Consider the following 18670-nt stretch of genomic DNA (forward strand, 5'->3'; position numbering starts at 1 on the left):
CACCTGCCCCCGGTTGGCTACCAGTTCTTCACGGATTTGAGGTCGAAGACGTCCGGGAAGCCGTTGGCGCGCAGCAACTGCACGGCCTGGGCGCTGCGGCCACCCGCGGCGCAATACACCACCACGGGCGTGCCGGGCGGGCCCACCTCGGCCAGCCGGCGGGGCAGCTCCTGCACGGGGATGTTCCGGGCGGGCTCGGGGTGCCCTTCCTGAAATTCCTGCGGCGTGCGCACATCCAGCAGCACCGCGCCTTCAGCGACGAGCTGCCGGGCCTTCTCCGAGAGTTCCTGGGGTGTCATGCCCCCACTCTAAGCCCGAGCGGGCAGGGGGCGACTGGCCGAAAACTGGAGGTGTCCGCCATGGACGCTACAGTTCTGTACCACCCATGCGACTCGACAAGCATGCACTCCTGGGCCAGCTCGCGGACCGCCTCCAGCAGAGCGACCGGCTGGCCCACCGCGCCGAGGCGGAGGCCCGCGAGGCCGCCCGCAGTCTGGCCACGGAGTCCGAGAAGAAAGAGGACGGCCGCGCCGCCCTGGAGTTCGGCAGCCTCGCCACCGGACAGGCCCAGCGGGCCCGCCGGGTCCAGGAAGAACTCCAGGCGCTGACGAAGTTCGGTCAGGCGGAGGTCCCCCGTTTCCCCCGGCAGGGGCCGGTGGCGCTGGGCGCCATCGTGGACGTCAGCACCGAGGACGAGGAGGGCTTCTCCGAGCGGACCTTCTTCGTCCTGCCCGCGGGCGCCGGCACCGAGCTGACGGGGCCGGGCGGTGACGGCTTCCTGTCCGTCATCACCCCCGCCTCCCCCGTGGGGCGCGCCCTCATGGGCCGAAAGGCGGGGGATACAGTGGAAGTGATGCTCGCGGGCGAGGTCCGCGAGTGGACGGTGCTCGAGGTCGCGTGATGTCGAGCCTTCGACGAAAGCCCGGGGGGCACTAGCACCCATGGCGCCCGTCGCGCGTGAATCCGAAAAGATGTCTTCTTCGCCTTCACCGCAAATCCAGGCGCTGCCCCCACCTGCCCTCCTGCCGCTCACCTGGCCCGCCGCCGTCGTGGGCCTGATGTTCGGCGTGCTGATGACGTACGTCCCATACGAGTTCCGGGTGGCCTCCTTCCGGCCGCTCTACCCGTATGTGCGCATGCTGGGCCTCACGTACCTGACGGGCAGCATCATGCTGATGGGCGCGCTGCTGTACCCGCGCGCGCCACGCTGGCTGGACGTCACGGGGCGCCTGCTGCTGGGCGCGGCCATGGCGCTGTACTGGTGGGTGCTCAACGTCCTGCCGGGCAGCTTCACGGGCATCATTCTCTACCCGGTGCTCTTCGGCGGCGTGGTGCTGGAGGCCTGGCCCGCCATGCGCCAGCGGCCCGTGCTGCGCACCTTCGCGGCGCTCACCGGCGCGGCGTTCGGCGTGGCCATGCTGGTGGTGCCCGAGCGCTTCCCGCTCTCCGTCTACGCCCACCTCGCGCCCCTTCGGCCCCTGGTGGGCCTGCTCTTCGCCGTGTGCGGCGTGGGCCTGCTGCTGCCTTCCCACTGGCTCCACCGCCGGCTGCCGGCCCTGTTCATGGGCGGGCTGGCGGTGCCCTTCGCCCTGCTCGCGTACGCGCTGGGCCGGGGTGCTTCATGGCTGGGCGCCAGCGTGTATGCGGTGCTCACCCTGGCCTGTGTCGCGCAGGCCCTGGACTGGCGGCCGCGCGCGCCTCGCACGGTGGGGTGGAAGCTGCTGCGAGGGCTGGCCTTCGCGGGGCTGGTGCCGCTGCTGGCGCTGGGCGGGCTGGCGGCGTACCTGGCGCAGAACGCGATTGAACAGCAGGTGCGCGACGACACGCAGCGCGCCGCCGCGGGCGAGGCCGACTTCCTGCGGCGCTACCTGGACGACGCGGGCGAGTCCCTGGCGCTGATGCTGGAGTCCCCGGGCTTCCGCGCCGCCTTCGCCGCGGCCGCGCCGGAGCGGCTGGAGCCCTACCTGGTCAACCTGGCGGCCCAGGAGCGCGCCTTCGACGCGGCGCTCGCGGTGGACACCCAGGGCCACATCCTGGCCGCGTCTCCCAGCGTGGAGGGGTGGAACCTGGAGCCGCGCGACTTCCTGCCCCCGGCCTTCACCCGGGGCGCCGAGGTGTCTCCGCCCTTCATCCGTCCGCCCGGCCAGCCCCTGGTCGCGGTGACGCAGCCCTTCCGCGAGGACGGCGAGGTGCGGGGCATGCTGGTGGGCCTGCTGTCCCTGGAGCGACTGAGCCAGGCCACCACGCCCGCGTCGCGGCGCTTCCACGTGCAGGTGTTGGACAGGCGCGGCCTCAAGGTGCTGCGCGACACCGCGCCCGGAGCGCCGCTGCTGGGTGAAGCCCACCTGCCGGACGCGCTCAGCCTGGAGCTGCTGCGTCCCGGCATCGGCGTGCTGGAGGCCTTCGACGCGGCGGACCGCCGCATCCTCGCCGCCGAGGCCCCCGTGGAAGGCACGGAGTGGAACGTGCTGGTGACGCAGGAGCTGGTGGTGGCCTACGCGGCGATTACGCGCATGAGCGCCGCGGTGGTGGGGCTGGTGCTGCTGGGCGTCCTCATGGCCCTGCTGCTGTCGCAGCTGGTTGCCCGCGACGTCATCCGCCGCCTGGACCATCTGCGCTCCGCCACCGCCGCGCTGACCGCGGGCGACTGGTCACAGCGCGTGGACGTGGAGGAGGACGACGAGTTGGGCGAGCTGGCCCGCGGCTTCAACGAGATGGCGGCCCGCACGGGCGCCACGCAGACGGAGCTGAAGGAGGCGGTGCGCGCGCGCGAGGAGTTCCTCAGCGTGGCCAGCCACGAGCTGCGCACGCCGCTCACCCCGCTCAAGGGCTTCGCCGCGCTCACCCTCCAGCGGTTGGAGAAGAGCGGAGACTTCCCGGAGCGCGAGCGGCTGCTCAAGGCGCTGCGCTCCATGGCCCGGCAGACGGAGCGGCTGACGCGGCTGGTGGATGACCTGCTGGACACCGCGCGCATCCAGGGCGGGCGGCTGGAGCTGGAGCGCAAGCGTCTGGACCTGGTCCCCCTGCTGGGCGAGGTGCTGGAGCGCTTCGAGCTGCGCACCGAGTCCGGCGTCACCTTCGAGCTGGACGTCCCCGCCCACCCGGTGGAGGGCGACTGGGACGCGCTGCGGCTGGAGCAGGTGCTCACCAATCTGGTCAGCAACGCCGTGCGCTATTCCCCCCACGGCGGCGCGGTGCGCATGTCATTGGAGGCCGCGGAGACGCACGTGCTGCTGAGCGTGCGCGACGAGGGCATCGGCATCCCTCCGGAGAACGTGGCGGACCTGTTCCGGCCCTTCGCGCGCGCGTCCAACGCCCAGGCGCGCCACTTCGGCGGACTGGGGCTGGGCCTCTTCATCTGCCGCGAAATCGTGGAGCGCCACGGCGGCGCCATCTGGGCGGAGAGCCCGGGGCCCCAGCGCGGCAGCAGCTTCCACGTGCGGCTGCCCCGCCGCGCCGAGCCCGCGGCATCCGCGAGCGCGGCCTAGCGCGTCAGGACGACGACGGCTCCGGCGCGCCGTGCGCCGTCAGCCATTCCTCGGGGATGTCGCCGCGCGGCAGCTCCAGCACGAAGAGGGAGCCCTGCCCCGGCTCGCTGGTGGCGCGCACCGTGCCGCCGAAGGCCTCCACAATCTGCCGGGTGATGTAGAGCCCCAGGCCCAGGCCGCCGTAGTGCCTGTCACTCACCGCGCGCTCGAAGCGCTCGAAGATGCGCGGCAAATCCTCCGCGGAGATGCCGATGCCGCCGTCGCGCACCGTCAGGCGGGCGGTGAGCCCCTCCGCCTCCACCACCACGCGCACGGGGTGTCCCGCGCCGTACTTCAGCGCGTTGGACAGCAGGTTGGTCACCACCTGCTCCAGCCGCAGCCGGTCCCACCGGCCCATGACGGGCACCGGCGCGTGCAGCTCCAGCTCACACTTCAACTGCGAGGCGGAGGGCGCGAAGCGGTAGAGGATTTCCGCCGCCACGCTGGCCAGGTCCATCTCCTCCACTTCCAGCCGCAGGCGGCCCGCGGTGATTCGCGACACATCGAGCAGGTTGTCCACCAGGCTCGTCAGCTTGCGCACCTGCCGCTGCACCACCTCCAGCGTCTCCGACACGCGCTCGGCGGACACCGGCTGGTTGTGGGCCGCCATCCCATCCACCTGCTTCTGCAGCAATTGCACCTTGAGGTGCAGCGGCGTCAGCGGCGTCTTCAGCTCGTGACTGGCGATTCCCAGGAACTCGTCGCGCAGGCGCACCGCCTCGCGCGCCTCCTGGAGGAGCTGCGCGTTGTCCACGGAGAGCGCGGTGCGGCGGGCCACCTCCTCCGCCAGCCGCAGCTCCTCCGCGCTGAAGTCACGGGCTTCATCCGCGCGGAAGAGGGCCAGCGTGCCGATGACGCGCTCGCGCGCCACCAGCGGCACGCCCAGGTAGCAGCGCAGGCCCAGCCCCCGCAGCAGCCGCGCGTGCTCCGCGTCCCGCGCGGTGGCCTCCACGTGGGCCTCCGTCACCCGCAACCGCTCCGACTGGCCAGTGCCGAACAACGGCAGCACGCGCTCAGGCGGCAATGGGTAGCAGCGCAGCATCTCCTCCAGCAGGCCATGGCGCTCCGGCTCGGCGTGCAGCGCCGTCACCGGGCGCGGCGGCCCGCCGGGCTGGCCCAGGTACAGCACCGCCGCGTCCGCGAGCGCGGGCACCAGCAAGCGGAGCAACCGCGGCGCGGCCTCATCGTCGAACGCGGCGCCCAGCAGCGCACCGGCCTCCGCCAGCAGCCGCGCCGAGCCCACCGCGTCCAACCCCACGGCCGAGGCCACCTCACATGCGCGAAGCAGCGCTCCAGCCGTCGGGCCCGCGTCGTGCTCCAGCGGCACCGCGGAGGCGCGCAGCAGGACGTGCGTCCCATCCGGCCGGCGCACCCGCCAGCGGGCCTCCGCCACCCACTCGCCCGTGAGCGCGCGCGCCAGGGGCGGCACCTCCACCGACATGGACGCATCCTCCGCACGCGTCCATACACAACCGGGCAACCAACCCTGCTCGGCGCGTTCGGGCCGGCTCATACGGAACTGACGCCCGGCCTCCGTGTTGAAGGCGAGCACACGCCCGGTGACATCCACCAACACGAGCGCCTCGCCCGCCTGCTCGAGCAGCAACCGGAGGACGCCCTCCTTCAGCAGGGCGTCCGCCTCTTCGGAGTCCAGATGCGTCATCGAAAGCGGGGCGCTTCCAGAGGCCATGAGGGACTTCCCGCGAGCAGAGGCAACATGGAGGCATGTCTCCTTCCCCGGACGAAGGGCAGCCTCCGTGTTTCCACAGAACAGCAGAAGGGGCGCCGTCCCCATCCCGCGCCTGCCAGGGTCATCGAAGCCCCCTTGCTTGCCTGCCCGGAAATCCAGATTCTCTGTCCCTTTGTAGCGCATCCGGGTGACCTTGCGTCCACCCGCGCGGCCCACTTTCTCGAGTTCCATCATGCAGAAGCCGCACTCCACGCCTGACTGGACCTCCAACGAGCACCGTTACCGAGGTGTCATCGACAGCCTGCGGGAAGTGGTGTTCCAGACAGACCTGGCGGGGACGTGGACCTTCCTCAACCCGGCCTGGACGGACATCACCGGCTTCAGCGTGGAGGAGAGCCTGGGCCGCTCCTTCTCGGATTTCCTCCACCCGGATGACCGGGAGCGCGACCCGGAGCCGCTCCAGAAACTGTTCGCGGGGGAAGTGGAGTTCGTGCGCCATGAGATGCGCTACCTCACGCGCGACGGGAGCTACCGCTGGGTGGAGGTGTTCGCCCGGCTGATGCACGACGACGACGGCGGCATCCTGGGCACGGCGGGCACGCTCAACGACTTCACCGAGCGCAAGGCGGCGGACGGCGCGCTGGCGCGGCGCGAGCGCTACCTCACCGCGTTGGTGGACATGCAGCAGCGGCTGCTGGCCACGCAGGATGGCGGCGACCTCTACGGGCCCGCGCTGGCGCCGCTGGGCCACGCGTCGGGCGCCAGCCGCGTCTACGTGTTCGAGCTGCACCGGGCGCAGGACGGCGCCATCCTGAGCAGCCAGCGCGCGGAGTGGTGCGCGCCCGGCGTGAAGCCCGAAATAGACAACCCGGACCTCCAGAACGTGCCCATGGAGCCCGCGCTGCGGCGCTGGACGGAGACGCTGTCGCGGGGCGACGTCATCGAGGGCCTGGTGGCGAGCTTCCCCGCGTCGGAGCGGGAGCTGCTGGACCCACAGGGCATCTTGTCCCTGCTGGTGCTGCCCCTGCGCGTGCGCGGCGTGCTGACGGGGTTCGTGGGCTTCGACAACACCTCGGAGGCGCGGCGGTGGGACCGGCTGGAGGTGGACCTGCTGTCGGCGGCGGCGGGCGCCATCTCCATGGCGCTGGAGCGGCGCGAATCAGAGCGGGCGCTGCGCGAGCGCGAGCGGCGCTTCCGTCAACTGGCGGAGAACGCGTCGGACGTCCTCTACGTGTACCGGCGCGAGGCCCCGCGTGGCTTCGCCTACGTCAGCCGCGTGGCCCACACCAAGCTGGGCTACGGGCCGGTGGCGCACTACGCGGACGCGGAGCTGTGGTACCGGCGCGTGCACGAGGAGGACCGCGCGCTGATGGAGCAGTTGCTGGAAGCGCCAGAGCCCTTCCAGGGCGCGCCGGTGGTGGTGCGCTTCCTCCACCCCGACGGGCGGACGCTGTGGCTGGAGCACGTGGTGGCGCCGGTGACGGACGCCTCCGGACGCATGGTGGCGGTGGAGGGACTGGCGCGCGACATCACCGAGCGCCGGCAGGCGGAAGAAGCCCTGCGGTTGTCGGAGGCGAGCTTCCGCGCGCTGCTGGAGGGCGTGCCGGACGCGGCGGCCATCGAACGGGACAACCAGATTGTCTACGCCAACGCGGCGCTGGTGGCCACGCTGGGCTTCGAGCGCGCGGACCAGCTGGTGGGCCGCCCCCTCACGGAGTTCGTGCGGGACATGCGCAGCCCGGACGCGGTGCGGGCCGGCGCGCTCACCGGCGAGCGGCGGCTGGTGCGCAGGGACGGGCGCACCCGCGTGGCGGAGGTGGTGTCGTTGCCGCTGCGCTTCGACGGCCAGCCCGCGGTGGTTTCCATTGCCCGCGACGTGACGGAGCAGCGCCAGCTCCAGGCGCGGCTGACGCTGGCGGACCGGCTGGCGTCGGTGGGCACGCTGGCGGCGGGCATCGCGCACGAAATCAACAACCCGCTGGCCTTCGTGCTGTCCAACCTGGGCTTCCTGTCCGACGAGTTCAGCCGCAGCCTGCCGCCCGGGGACGGCGCGGCGGCGCTCCAGGCGCGGCTCAAGGGCGAGCCGGACCTGGGTGAATGGCAGGAGGTGCTGCAAGAGGCATGTGAAGGCGCCGAGCGCGTGCGGCAGATTGTCCGCCAGCTCAAGACGTTCTCCCGGCCGGACGAGGAGCGCGTGTCGCCGCTGGACGTGCACGCGGTGCTGGAGTCGGTGGCGATGATGGCGGCCAACGAAATCCGCCACCGCGCGCAACTGCGGCGCGACTACGGCGACATCCCGCCCGTCATGGCCAACGAGGGCAAGCTCAGCCAGGTGTTCCTCAACCTCGTGGTGAACGCGGCGCAGGCCATTCCGGAGGGCGCGGCGCACCGGCACGAAATCCGGCTGGCCACGCGGGTGGACGGCGCCGGGCGCGTGGTGGTGGAGGTGGCGGACACGGGCGTGGGCATCGCGCGTGAGGTCATCGACCGCATCTTCGACCCCTTCTTCACCACCAAGCCGGTGGGCGTGGGCACGGGGCTGGGCCTGTCCATCTGCCACAGCATCATCAGCGGGCTGGGCGGCGACATCACCGTGGACAGCGAGCCGGAGCGAGGCACCCTCTTCCGGGTGGTGCTGCCCACGCCGGAGACGGTGGAGCGCGCGAAGCCCTCGGAGCCTGATTCGCGACAAGCACCGCGCGCGCCGCGCGGCCGGGTGCTGGTGGTGGATGACGAGCCCGCGGTGGGCCGGGTGTTGCAGCGCATCCTCCGCGAGCACCAGGTGGACGTGGCGTGCAGCGGGCGCCAGGCGCTGGAGCTGCTGGAGCGCGGGCTGGTACCGGACGCGGTGCTGTGCGACGTGATGATGCCGGACCTGACGGGGCGCGACGTGTACGAGGCCGTGCGGCGCGAGTACGCGGGGCTGGAGCGCCGCTTCGTGTTCGTCTCCGGCGGCGCGTTCACCTCGGGCGCGCGGGACTTCCTGGCCAGCATCCCCAACCTGCTGCTGGAGAAGCCCTTCGACGAAGCCCGTGTCCGCGGCGTGGTGGAAGAGCTCGTCCGGCAGCGACTGCCGGCGCACGACGCCTGAGCCCGCGAGCGGAGGTCGTATCGGGCAACGGGTGGACCCTCCTCCTGGTGACCGATGCGGCCTCGGGTGACTCCAGGCGAGTGTGCCGCATCCCTCCAACCTCGAGGCCCTGAATGAACCGCTCACTGCTGCTGGTCGCCGCGACGGGAGTGCTCGCCGTGGGCGCGCTCCTGCTGGGCACGCCGCCCACGCCGCCCGGACCACCCCCTCCCGCCGTCACGGACACCAGCCACACGGTGCGGCGCCCGGAGGACCCGCCCGCCACGCGGACCCTGACGCTGGTGACGTCCAAGCCGGAGGACGGCGCCCTGAACATGGCGGGCAAGCTGTCCGGCGCGTACGTGCAGACGGGGCCCAGCGAGGCCTTCGCGTGGATGGAGCTGAAGGCGCGTCCGGCGGAGACCGGCCAGCGGGTGCCCGTCAGCCTGGCGCTGGTGCTGGACCGCTCCGGCTCCATGAACGGCCAGAAGCTGGCCGACGCCCGGCGCGCCGCCACGGAGCTGGTGCAGCGCCTGAAGCCCGAGGACCGGCTGGCCTTCATCGACTACGGCACCGACGTGCGGGTGCAGCCCAGCCGGCGGATGACGGAGGAGGCGCGCGAGGAGCTGCTGACCCTCATCTCCGGACTGCAGGATGACGGCAGCACCAACATCAGCGGCGCGCTCGACGCCGCGGCCAACGCCCTGCGGCCCCACATGCGCGAGTACCGCGTCAGCCGCGCCATCCTGCTGAGCGACGGACAGCCCACCACGGGCATCGTGTCCGAGCCGGGCCTGCTGGACCAGGTCCGCCAGTTGCGCCGCGACGGCATCACCGTCAGCGCGCTGGGCGTGGGCCGGGACTACCAGGAGACGCTGATGCGCGGCATGGCCGAGCAGGGGGGCGGCTTCTCCGGCTTCATCGACGACTCGGCGCGGCTGGCGGAGGTCTTCTCCCGCGAGCTGGACCAGGCGACCAGCACCGTGGCGCGAATGGTGGAGCTGCGGCTGGACGTCCCGCCCGAGGTGCAGGACGTGGAGGTCATGGGCATGGCGTCCTTCCGCGAGGGCAACGTGCTGAAGGTGCCGCTGTACGACATGGCCAGCGCCCAGACGGTGCGCGTCATGGCGAAGCTGACGCTGAACACCTCGCGGACGGCCGGCGCGCTCGCGCTGCTGAACGCCCGGGTGCACTACGTCGACGTGGCGCGGGACTTGCCGACGGAGACGGCGCTGCAGCTCACCGCGGAGGTGACGAGCGACCTGGACCGCGTGCGCGAGTACCTGGACAAGGAGGTGCGCGTCCATGCGGTCCGGGCGATGGGTACCCAGCACATGGTGGCCGCCGCGGAGGAGATGAAGCGGGGCAACAAGGCGAAGGCCAGTAGCCTGCTGGACAACGCCCGGACCATTTTCGGCACCTCCGCGGACGCGCTGTCCGGGGAGCTTGCGGACGTCCGCCGCTCCCAGGCAGCCTTGGCGGGCGCGTCCAGCGCGGAGGAGGCGCAGGCCGAGTCGCGCAACCTCCTCAAGAAGTCCATCAAGAACTTCGGCCAGAACAATACGTACTAGCAGCAGGACGGTGAACCCATGGCCCTCTCCGTGCAGTACTTCCACCGCGAGGAGTTCGAGACCCGCACGCTTCGCGCGCTGGGAGGTGCCGCCTGCATGGGCCTGGTCGCGGGGGCCGTTCCGGACCTGCACCTGACACCGGAGTACCTCGCCATCGTGGCCGCGGCGCAGGCGTGCGTGAAGCCCACCGGGGTCCACCCCCTGGCGCTGCGCCTGGCGCTGACGGTGCTGCCCGCCCTGCCCTACTTCTTCCGGGCCCCGGAGCCGTTGCCCGTGAGCCTCGCGGGCGCGCTCGCCGCGGCGATGGTGGCCTGGCTGGGCCATGGACGGGAGCAGCCGGGACAACCCGCCGCGGTGGCCACCAGCGCCGCCGCCGCGGGCCTGCTCGTCCCACTGGGCCTCTACGTCCAACAGGTGCTGGAGGCGCGCTTCCTGGGGAGCGACGGCCTGCTGTCGGCGCTGGTGGGCTTCCTCGTCGTGGGCCTCTTCTGGAGCATCGGCACGCTGCCGGCCAACCTCCGCGTGGAGCTGGACGCGGTGGAGGCGAGGGGCCGCCAGTTACAGGACGCGCTCAAGGGCGACTCGCACACCCTGGCCACGCGGGCCCTGGCCCTCTACCGCCAGTGCAAGGACGTGGTGACGAAGATGCCGCCCAGCACCGGGCGCACGGAGCTGCTGGGCGTGCTGGAGAAGATGACGGGCGACAGCTTCTCACTGGCGGAGGTCCACTTCGGGCTGGAGGCGCAGCTCGGCTCCGTGGTGGCCAACGACGTGGACGCCCAGGTGCGCGAGCTGCGAGAGCGCGCCGCCGCCACGCAGGACGCGGTGGCCCGCCGGCAGTTGGAGCTGGCCGCGTCCTCTCTGGGTGAAGAGCTCAACCACCTGGACGTGCTGGCCCGCCGCAAGGAGCGGCTGCTGGCCCAGCTCCACGCGCAGGTGGCGCTGCTGGAGCGCGCCCGGGTCTCCTTCATCGGAGTGCAGGGCAACGAGCTGGGTGCCAAGGGCGCGCAGGCCGCTGACCTGGCGCGCAAGCTGAAGCAACTGGGAGAGCCCTCCTCCAGCGGGGGGCCCGACGACGTCGCCTCCGTGGCCGCGCCGAACCCCACGCGCGTCGCCCCCTGAGCGACGCGCTACTTCTTCTTCCGGGACGCCCGAGTAGCGCGCTTGCGCCGCGGTGGGGGCGGGTGGCGCACCGGCGGCGCGTGCAGTTGATCCGCGATGCGCTGTTCAATGGCCTCGCGGGTGCTGCGGGCCTGGACCAGCGCCGCCTCGATTTCCTCACGCACGCGCGCCGCCTGCTCCTCCGCCGTGGCCCGGTACTCTGACGCCGTGCGGCGCAGAGCGATGCTGCCCCAGTCCGGCCCGGCATTCCGTTCACCAGTGCGCACTGCCTTGGGAGTCGGTGTCCTGCGCCTGCGGACCTTGGTCCTGGGTGTCTGCTGTCCTTCGTGCTCCGCCATCCGCGCCTCCCGGAAAGTCATCCTGGCCTCCAGGAAAGTGGGCTGCTATCGGACGCGAAGGAAGCCCGTGCCTGGGCCGGCTTCTGGGCAGGCAGGCAACACACCGCCTGTTCATTCAGCAGGGTTGCTTCTCACCTGCTCCAGGAAAACGCTATGGGACGCCCTTCAAGATGCGGCAATTTCAAGGGCCCTTGGTACTGACAGCACCGCCGTAAGCCCCGTGGCCGGCGGGTACGGCGCGCACACACTCCTGCTTCGTCTGCCTCCATGGGAGGCAGCGGCGCCCTGCGAGGATACCGTGGCAGTCAGCGCACCCTTTTCGTTCCTGAAGAACCGCAAGCACAACCTGGACCGGATGACGCTGGGCGACCTCATCTACTCGTTCTTCACCTACTACGCGGTGGTGGCCTACATCACCGTGGGCATCATCAGCCTGGTCTTTGCCGTGAAGTGGTTCGAGAACCCACTGCGCATGCTGCTGGCGATGCTCGCCGCGAGCGTGGCGTTCCCCTTCGGCTGGTACCTGGTGCACAAGCACATCCTGCACAGCCGCTTCCTCTACAAATCACCGCTCACCGCGGCGACGTGGAAGCGCATCCACTTCGACCACCACCAGGACCCGCACGACCTGCGCGTGCTCTTCGGCGCGCTGGCCAACGTGCTCCCCACCGTGGGCGGCGTGATTGCCCCCATTGGCTATCTCATTGGCGGCAAGGCGGGCGCCGCCGCCGCGCTGGGCTGGGCCATGGTGATTACGTGCTTTTATGAGTTCTGCCACTGCATCCAGCACCTGAACTACACGCCCAAGTCCCAGTTCCTGAAGGACATCAAGCGGCTGCACCTGTCGCACCACTTCCACAACGAGCAGGGCAACTACGGCATCACCAACTACTTCTGGGACCGCCTCTTCGGGACCTTCTACGAGAAGTCGGGTGACAAGCCCAAGAGCCCCACCGTCTTCAACCTGGGCTACACGGCCGAGGAGGCCCAGCGGTATCCCTGGGTGGACCGGCTCTCCGGCGGCACCCGCGGTGACGGCCACCCGCGCCGATTCTGGGAGAACCAGGCCGACGCCAAGACGCCGCCGGAGCCCGCGACGCGACAGGAAAGCTGACGGCCAGGCACCCGCCTGAATCCCCAAGCCCCCTCCCTCACCCAGAGGCAGGGGGCTTTTGACGGACCGCATCTACGAAGAGCTTCGTTGACATCTACGAATCCGTTCGTAATATGGATCCAGGCAATCGAGTCACGGAAGGAAGCATCATGAGTGAGACGAAGCTGCCGCGTCCCACGGATGGAGAGCTGGCCATCCTGCGGGTCCTCTGGGCGCGTGGCGACAGCACGGTGCGCGAGGTGCACGAAGCCCTCACCCGCGACGAGCCCGAGGGCACCGGGTACACGACGGTGCTAAAGCTGATGCAAATCATGACGGAGAAGGGGTTGGTGGAGCGTGACGAGTCCCAGCGCGCGCACGTGTACCGGCCCCGGGCCACGGAGCAGCGCACCCAGCGGCAGTTGGTGACGGACCTGGTGGACCGCGCCTTCGGTGGCTCTCCGGCGCGGCTGGCGATGCAGGCCTTGTCGTCGAAGAAGACGCGTCCCGAGGAACTGGCGGAGCTGCGCCGGCTGCTCGACACCCTGGAAGGAGGCGAGGAATGAGTCGGCTGCTGATGGAGTCCCTGGGGTGGGCGCTGCTGCACTCGCTCTGGCAGGGCACGCTGGTGGCGCTGACGCTGGCGGTGGCACTCATCACGGTGGGGCGGCGCGCGGCGCATGCGCGTTACGCGCTGGCCTGTGGGGCGCTGGTGCTGGCGCTCGCGTTGCCGGTGGCCTCCGGGTGGAAGCACTTCCACGGCGCGCCCGCGCGAGTGGCGATGGACACCTCCGTGCCGCGCGCGCAGTCCCTGACCTCTGCGCTGGGAACGCGGGGCCTGGAGGAGACGGTGACGCAGGCGGCGCGGCCCGCCTGGAGAGTGGCGCCCGTCGCGGCGTCGCCCGCATGGATTGACGCGGACATGGCCGAGGACGGCGCCGCGAACGGCTTCGAGAGCACGCTGCTGACGGGCCTCGGCTCTTTCCTGGTCATGGCCGGCCTGCTACTGCAACGCGCGCTGTCCCAGGTGGAAGCACACCTGCACTGGCTGGTGCTGGCGTGGGTGGCGGGCGTGGGCCTGTGCTCGGGGCGGATGGCGGCGGAGTGGATGAAGCTGCGCCGGCTGGCGGACCGGGCCCTGCCCGCGCCCGCGGCGTGGCAGGAGCGGCTGGACGCCCTGTCGCGACGCCTGGGCCTGCGCCGCGCGGTGCGGCTGCTCCAGTCCTCCGACGTGGACGTGCCCGCCGCGGTGGGCTGGCTGTCGCCCGTGGTGCTCCTGCCCGTGTCCACCCTTGCGGGCCTTCCTGCCCGGCAGTTGGAGATGGTGCTGGCCCATGAGCTGGCCCACATCCGCCGTCATGACTTCGCGGTGAACCTGGCGCAGGTGCTGGTGGAGACGCTGCTCTTCTTCCACCCGGCGGTCCGCTGGATTTCCCACGTCATCCGCGTCGAACGGGAGCACTGCTGCGACGACGTCGCGGTGGCCGCCAGCGGCAACTCCGTCTCCTACGCCCGGGCGCTGACGGCGCTCGAGACGCTCCGCGTGCTGCCGGGAGCGCCAAGCCCCGCCATGTCCGCGCTGGGCGGCTCGTTGCCGGAGCGCGTCCGGCGGCTCATCACCCTGCCCACGTCGCGCTGCGCCTCACGCTGGGCGGCGGGCGCCTCCGTGCTCACCCTGGTCAGCAGCCTGGCCGTGGCCGCGCCGCTGACGTCGCTCCTGCTGGGGCAGACGGACGCCGCGCCGCAGCCAGGCGACGAGCCCGTCCTCATCCAGCCTCCGCCCATCCCGGCGCTCTCGCTCGCCCCGCCGGTGCCGCCCGCGCCCACACCCGTGCCACCGCCAGCGCCCCCGGCGCCTCCCGCTCCTCCGGCCAGTGTCGCGGCCGTGGCGGTCCAGTCAGCCCCGGGCCCCACCCCGCCACCTGCGCCTCCGGCGCGGAGCCTGGGTTCGCGCGCCCAGCGTGAGTCGGACCAGCAGACGCGGGTCGGCGCGGGGCAGCAGCTCTCCGTGGCGCAGCTCATCGCGCTCAAGAACGCGGGCATCACCCCGGAGCGCGTGCAGCAACTGACGGCCATGGGCTACACGCCGACCGTCTCCAACCTCGTGAGGATGAGCCACGCCGGCATCACCCCCGACTACATCCAGGACATGAACACGCGCTTCGGCCGGAAGCTGGAAGCGAAGGAACTGACGCGCCTGCGGAACCTGGGCGTCACGCCCGAGTATGTCCAGTCCCTCAAGTCCGCGGGCTTCAACGTCGATGACCCGAAGGCCCTGTCCCACGCGCGCGCCGTGGGCGTGGACGAGGACTTCGTCCGTGGCATCAAGGATGCTGGGTACGCCGGCATGTCGCTGGAGGAGCTCGCCCACCTGCGCGCCGTGGGCGTGAGCCCCGAGTACATCCGGGAGATGAACAAGCACGGCCTGTCGAAGCTGAAGGCCCGGGAGCTGATGCAGCTTCGCGCCGTGGGCGTGGACCCGGGCTGGCTCGCCAGCATCCGCAAGGCGGGCGTGCAGACGATGGATACGAAGGTGCTCCAGCGGCTGCGCGCCACGGGCGTGGACGCCCACTTCCTGGGTGAGCTCCACGACGCAGGCCTGAAGGACCTCTCCGTCGACGAACTGGTGCGGCTGCGCACCGGCGGCGTGGACGCGGACTTCATCCGGAAGATGCGCGGCACCGGCTCGAAGTAAGCCGTCCGTCCCGCGCCCCATCACCCAACACGTCTCGATTGCCCCACCCCGCTCGGCGCACGTCCCATCCGACGCGCGCCGCACGGGAGGGGTCTACCCGAAGGAGCCCACCATGCGTCTCACGTCGTCACGCCTGTCCCTCGTGGCCCTGTTGTTGATGGCCACCTCCGCCGTCGCGGCCTCTTCCACCTTCGAGCCTCGCGGCACCTGGTCGGCCTCGCCCAAGAGCAGCGACCCATCTACCCTGAACCTCCAGCTCCGCCAGGGCCCGCACCGCAACATGGGCTTCACGGAACCCCTGGCGTCCTTCCAGGGACTGTCCACCACGGGCGGCGCCACCACCTTCACCCTGCCGCGCGAGGCCGGTACCTTCCACTTCGAAGGCCAGTTCCAGGACAGCCAGGGAGCGGGCCACTTCCGCTTCGATGCCAGCAGCGACTTCCTCAAGAAGCTGGCCACGCTGGGCTACTCGGACATCACGCCCGAGGTGCAGTTCCAGTTGGCGGCGACCAACGTCACGACCGCCCGCATCCAGGGGCTGGCCGCGCTGGGCTACAAGCAGCTCAGCACGGAGGAACTCATCCAGGCGGGCATCTTCGACGTGACACCCGAGTACGTGCGCGGCCTGTCCGACGCGGGCTACCCCGGGCTGTCGTTCAAGGAACTGGTCGAGAGCCGCATCCACCGCGTCACGCCCCAGCGCGTGAAGGAGTTCTCCGGCGTCGGCTTCGCGAAGCTGCCCTGGAATCAACTGACGGCCATGAGCATCCACGGCGTCACGCCCGACTTCGTGAAGCAGATGCGCGAGCTGGGCTTCCAGGGCACGGACGCGGATGACGTCATCGCCTTCCGCATCCACCGCGTCACGCCCGACTTCGTGAAGCAGATGCGCGAGCTGGGCTTCAAGGACCTCACCCAGGACCAGATTCTGGCCTTCCGCATCCACGGCGTCACGCCCGACTTCGTGAAGCAGATGCGCGAGGCGGGCTACCCCAACGTCACTCCGGACGAGCTGGTGACCCTGCGCATCCACGGCATCGACCGCATCTTCATTCGCGACATGTCGGGGACGGCGCCGAAGAAGAAGTGACGCCGGGCGCGGTCAACGTCCGCCGGTGAACGGCCGGCCCCGCTACCGGGATGCACGGAGCGCCACCCGGCCACATCTTCCCCGCGGGACGGTGGTGGTGGGGAGGGTCGGAATGTCGCTGCTTCGAACCGCTTGTGCCGGGATGCTCTTCCTGGCTGCGTGTGCATCAACCAACAAGTCCGCGGCGCCTGAGCCCCGCGCCACGGCGCCGCGAGTCGAGGGGGTGGAGTACGGCTTCCACCCCCAGGACCCGGTCCGCGTCGGCTGGGGTGACCGGGGGATGATGGCCTTCCTGGAGCTGCTGCGAGGCCCCCAGGGCCAGCGCATCGCCTGGCGCCGCGTGGGCCCCTGCTGCGGCACCGGCGCGCCCACCGAGCTGGAGGTCTTCGAGGTGACGTACGACGGGCTCGCCGCTCCGGTGAGCCTCTACCTGGACCCGAACACCGCGGGCGCCGTGCACGCGCCCAACGGCTTCAACCTCCAGGGGCTCGCCTCCCGCTCGCAGGTGGAGCAGGAGGAGACGCCCCGGGTCATCGAGCTGTAGTCCGCGGCTCACTCCAGCGACGGCGCCGTGTCGCCCGGCAGGAACACCTCCCGCGCGAGCGACACCGGCAGCCCGATTTGGAGGAGCCGGTCGTGAAAGTCCTTCAGCACCAGCGTCTTCCCGCGCGACTCCAGGTGGCGGCGGTAGTCGTCGCGCAGCTTGAAAATCTGCATGCGCCCCACGGCGTAATACAGGTACGTGGGGTCGAGCGTGCCGCGCTCCACCTCGCGCAGTGCGGGGAAGGGCTCGAAGTACGCAATCTCCGCGTACCGCTTCGCTACCGCCTCCACGGGCTCTCCGTACACATGCAGCGCCAGCGCCGCATACCAGCGCGCGTGCCGCTGGAGCGCGCGGCGGAGCTGTCCCAGCCGCACGGCCGGGTCACCATTGCCCAGGCCCTCATCCACCATCATCTGCTCGGAGTAGTGCGCCCAGCCCTCCACCAGTGACGCGGGGGTGAAGACCTTACGCACGTCCGTGGGAATCCGCGCGCCGTAGAGCAACTGCACGAAGTGGCCGGGCATGGCCTCGTGGACGGTGATGCCCAGCAGGCCCGCGCGGTTGAAGTACGTCAGGTGCTGGGCCTTCTGCTCGGGCGTCCAGCCGGGCTCCACGTTGGTGATGTTGTAGAAGGCCTCGGTGGCCTTCGTCTCGAAGGGGCCGGGGGTGTCCATGGACGCGAAGCCCAGCCGCGCATAGGGCGGCGTCTCCCGCACCACGGGCAGCCGGTCCGACGGTAGCGTGAGGATGTTCCGCTCGCGCACGAAGCGCTGCAGCTCCACCAACTGCGCCCGCGCCGACGCCACCAGCTCCTCCGCCTTCGGGTGGTCCTTCACCAGCTCCGCCATCACCTGCTCGGGCGTCTTGGTGGCGTCCAACCGGGCGGCCTCGCGCGCCACCCAGGCCTTGTAGTCGCGAATGGCGCGCTCGTTGATGTCGCGCAGCGCGTCCGCGTCCAGCGTGACGTGCTCCTCCAGCGCCAGCTTCTTCTCGAAGCGCTCGCGGCCCAGGCGGAAGTCGCCGTCCGCCTTGGGCAGCAGCTCACGCTCCAGCCACACCGCGAAGGCCTCCATCTGCCGCGCGGCCTCCTCACGCGCGGCGGAGAAGGCGGCGCGCTCGCTCAACGGCACCTGGGCATACCCCTGCGCCGCCAGGGCCCGGGGCAGGTCCGTGCGCAGGTACGCCGCGGTGCCGCGCGCGTCGCGCAGCGCGTACTCCGCCCACAGCTTTGGCACGCCGCTCAGGTTGAACTGCGCCGCGTCGAGCACGCCAGGGATGCGCGCCATCCGGGAGCGCATGGCGCGCATGCGCTCGGCCACGGGGGCGAACTCGCGTGACGACAGGCCGTCCAATCCGCTGGAGATGATGCCCACGTAGAAGCCCGGGTCGCGCTCCCAGGGGCGCACCTCCTCCAGCTCCAGCAGGTCGGCGCGCATCGCGTTCTCCAGCACGCGCACGTCCACGGCAGCGTCTCCCGACAGGCCACCGCGCGCCACCACCTGCTCCAGGCGCGTCAGCCAACCGCGCAGCGCCTCCGCCTTGCGCTTCAGCGCGCCCGAAGAGACGTCCGGCAGGTGGGCGTCATGCATGTGATAGCCGAGCCGCGTGGCCCGGGTGGGATGCGCCGCCGCATACCAATCCAGGTACTCGCGCGCGAGGACGACATAGTCGGCATCCGCGGCGGAGACTGAAGCGGTGGGCATGGCCGTGGAAGACTCCGGCCCAGCCCCCGAGCGCGAAGCGCAAGCGGAGACACAGGCCAACAGGACGAATGCGGAGCGAATGCGCATGGCGCGTCGAGTCTCGTAATGGGACGGCGGTTCGAAAAGCGGGAAGCGCACTCTGGATGCTTCTTCGTCGAACAGCGCTCGCCCGGGTTGTCGGCTGAAGGTCCCCGGTCTCGTACGCCGAGGCGCCCGCGGAGGGCGAC

Annotated in this window: 14 protein-coding genes; 10 read left to right on the forward strand and 4 right to left on the reverse strand. The window is 71.1% G+C overall.

Features of this window, described 5'->3' with window-relative positions; genetic code table 11:
• Window positions 1–17: 17 nt before the first annotated feature.
• Complete coding sequence (locus FMQ63_RS07730) at window positions 18–299, reverse strand: rhodanese-like domain-containing protein (RefSeq protein ID WP_011550345.1); 282 nt, start codon at window positions 297–299, stop codon at window positions 18–20.
• Between the two features lie 86 nt (window positions 300–385).
• Between FMQ63_RS07730 and FMQ63_RS07735 the strand changes: the two genes are divergently transcribed.
• On the forward strand, window positions 386–901 hold the full coding sequence (locus FMQ63_RS07735) for a GreA/GreB family elongation factor (RefSeq protein WP_011550344.1): 516 nt from the start codon (window positions 386–388) through the stop codon (window positions 899–901).
• 40 nt (window positions 902–941) lie between these two features.
• Window positions 942–3488 (forward strand): ATP-binding protein, encoded by a 2547-nt coding sequence (locus FMQ63_RS07740; protein WP_020477922.1) that lies wholly within the window; start codon window positions 942–944, stop codon window positions 3486–3488.
• Window positions 3489–3492: 4 nt separating this feature from the next.
• Here the strand turns inward: FMQ63_RS07740 and FMQ63_RS07745 are convergent, their stop codons facing one another.
• On the reverse strand, window positions 3493–5217 hold the full coding sequence (locus FMQ63_RS07745; RefSeq protein WP_228556377.1) for a GAF domain-containing sensor histidine kinase: 1725 nt from the start codon (window positions 5215–5217) through the stop codon (window positions 3493–3495).
• A gap of 232 nt (window positions 5218–5449) precedes the next feature.
• Between FMQ63_RS07745 and FMQ63_RS07750 the strand changes: the two genes are divergently transcribed.
• The 3 genes from FMQ63_RS07750 (at window position 5450) to FMQ63_RS07760 (ending at window position 10980) form a co-directional block, all read left to right on the forward strand.
• Window positions 5450–8308, forward strand: coding sequence for a PAS domain S-box protein (locus FMQ63_RS07750; protein WP_044272903.1), 2859 nt, complete (start codon window positions 5450–5452; stop codon window positions 8306–8308).
• Between the two features lie 113 nt (window positions 8309–8421).
• On the forward strand, window positions 8422–9858 hold the full coding sequence (locus FMQ63_RS07755; RefSeq protein ID WP_020477923.1) for a VWA domain-containing protein: 1437 nt from the start codon (window positions 8422–8424) through the stop codon (window positions 9856–9858).
• An 18-nt stretch (window positions 9859–9876) separates the two neighbouring features.
• On the forward strand, window positions 9877–10980 hold the full coding sequence (locus FMQ63_RS07760; protein ID WP_011550339.1) for a hypothetical protein: 1104 nt from the start codon (window positions 9877–9879) through the stop codon (window positions 10978–10980).
• 8 nt (window positions 10981–10988) lie between these two features.
• On the opposite strand, the gene FMQ63_RS07765 is transcribed toward FMQ63_RS07760, so the two are convergent.
• Window positions 10989–11339 carry a hypothetical protein gene (locus FMQ63_RS07765; RefSeq protein ID WP_020477924.1) on the reverse strand — a complete coding sequence of 117 codons (351 nt, stop codon included), beginning with the start codon at window positions 11337–11339 and terminating at the stop codon, window positions 10989–10991.
• Window positions 11340–11616: 277 nt separating this feature from the next.
• Here FMQ63_RS07765 and FMQ63_RS07770 point away from each other — a divergent pair, with 277 nt between their 5' ends.
• The 5 genes from FMQ63_RS07770 to FMQ63_RS07790 all read left to right on the forward strand — a co-directional run bounded on the left by FMQ63_RS07770 (window position 11617) and on the right by FMQ63_RS07790 (window position 16740).
• Window positions 11617–12432: a sterol desaturase family protein gene (locus FMQ63_RS07770; protein ID WP_020477925.1), complete on the forward strand. Its 816-nt coding sequence runs from the start codon at window positions 11617–11619 to the stop codon at window positions 12430–12432.
• A 149-nt stretch (window positions 12433–12581) separates the two neighbouring features.
• Window positions 12582–12977 (forward strand): BlaI/MecI/CopY family transcriptional regulator, encoded by a 396-nt coding sequence (locus FMQ63_RS07775; protein WP_026113917.1) that lies wholly within the window; start codon window positions 12582–12584, stop codon window positions 12975–12977.
• Window positions 12974–15106 carry a M56 family metallopeptidase gene (locus tag FMQ63_RS07780; RefSeq protein ID WP_011550335.1) on the forward strand — a complete coding sequence of 711 codons (2133 nt, stop codon included), beginning with the start codon at window positions 12974–12976 and terminating at the stop codon, window positions 15104–15106. The genes FMQ63_RS07775 and FMQ63_RS07780 overlap by 4 nt, the downstream gene beginning before the upstream one ends.
• 112 nt (window positions 15107–15218) lie before the next feature.
• Window positions 15219–16196, forward strand: a complete 978-nt coding sequence (locus FMQ63_RS07785) for a hypothetical protein (RefSeq protein ID WP_011550334.1) — start codon at window positions 15219–15221, stop codon at window positions 16194–16196.
• A gap of 112 nt (window positions 16197–16308) precedes the next feature.
• The gene (locus tag FMQ63_RS07790) at window positions 16309–16740 is read left to right on the forward strand and encodes a fibril protein (protein ID WP_225909684.1); all 432 of its coding nucleotides are present in this window, start codon (window positions 16309–16311) and stop codon (window positions 16738–16740) included.
• An 8-nt stretch (window positions 16741–16748) separates the two neighbouring features.
• On the opposite strand, the gene FMQ63_RS07795 is transcribed toward FMQ63_RS07790, so the two are convergent.
• Entirely contained in the window at window positions 16749–18443 is a 1695-nt protein-coding gene (locus FMQ63_RS07795; RefSeq protein WP_225909683.1) for a DUF885 domain-containing protein, read from the reverse strand.
• Window positions 18444–18670: the final 227 nt, after the last annotated feature.

It is taken from the genome of Myxococcus sp. CA005, assembly GCF_006518205.1.
In the GTDB taxonomy this organism is placed as follows: domain Bacteria; phylum Myxococcota; class Myxococcia; order Myxococcales; family Myxococcaceae; genus Myxococcus; species Myxococcus xanthus.

Excerpts from the sequence above, each read along its gene's own strand:
- FMQ63_RS07745 (WP_228556377.1), bottom strand. The coding sequence starts at position 5,217 with ATGGCCTCTGGAAGCGCCCCGCTTTCGATGACGCATCTGGACTCCGAA.
- FMQ63_RS07795 (WP_225909683.1), bottom strand. The coding sequence starts at position 18,443 with ATGCCCACCGCTTCAGTCTCCGCCGCGGATGCCGACTATGTCGTCCTC.
- FMQ63_RS07750 (WP_044272903.1), top strand. The coding sequence starts at position 5,450 with ATGCAGAAGCCGCACTCCACGCCTGACTGGACCTCCAACGAGCACCGT.
- FMQ63_RS07765 (WP_020477924.1), bottom strand. The coding sequence starts at position 11,339 with ATGACTTTCCGGGAGGCGCGGATGGCGGAGCACGAAGGACAGCAGACA.
- FMQ63_RS07755 (WP_020477923.1), top strand. The coding sequence starts at position 8,422 with ATGAACCGCTCACTGCTGCTGGTCGCCGCGACGGGAGTGCTCGCCGTG.
- FMQ63_RS07740 (WP_020477922.1), top strand. The coding sequence starts at position 942 with ATGGCGCCCGTCGCGCGTGAATCCGAAAAGATGTCTTCTTCGCCTTCA.
- FMQ63_RS07730 (WP_011550345.1), bottom strand. The coding sequence starts at position 299 with ATGACACCCCAGGAACTCTCGGAGAAGGCCCGGCAGCTCGTCGCTGAA.
- FMQ63_RS07780 (WP_011550335.1), top strand. The coding sequence starts at position 12,974 with ATGAGTCGGCTGCTGATGGAGTCCCTGGGGTGGGCGCTGCTGCACTCG.
- FMQ63_RS07785 (WP_011550334.1), top strand. The coding sequence starts at position 15,219 with ATGCGTCTCACGTCGTCACGCCTGTCCCTCGTGGCCCTGTTGTTGATG.
- FMQ63_RS07790 (WP_225909684.1), top strand. The coding sequence starts at position 16,309 with ATGTCGCTGCTTCGAACCGCTTGTGCCGGGATGCTCTTCCTGGCTGCG.
- FMQ63_RS07775 (WP_026113917.1), top strand. The coding sequence starts at position 12,582 with ATGAGTGAGACGAAGCTGCCGCGTCCCACGGATGGAGAGCTGGCCATC.
- FMQ63_RS07760 (WP_011550339.1), top strand. The coding sequence starts at position 9,877 with ATGGCCCTCTCCGTGCAGTACTTCCACCGCGAGGAGTTCGAGACCCGC.
- FMQ63_RS07735 (WP_011550344.1), top strand. The coding sequence starts at position 386 with ATGCGACTCGACAAGCATGCACTCCTGGGCCAGCTCGCGGACCGCCTC.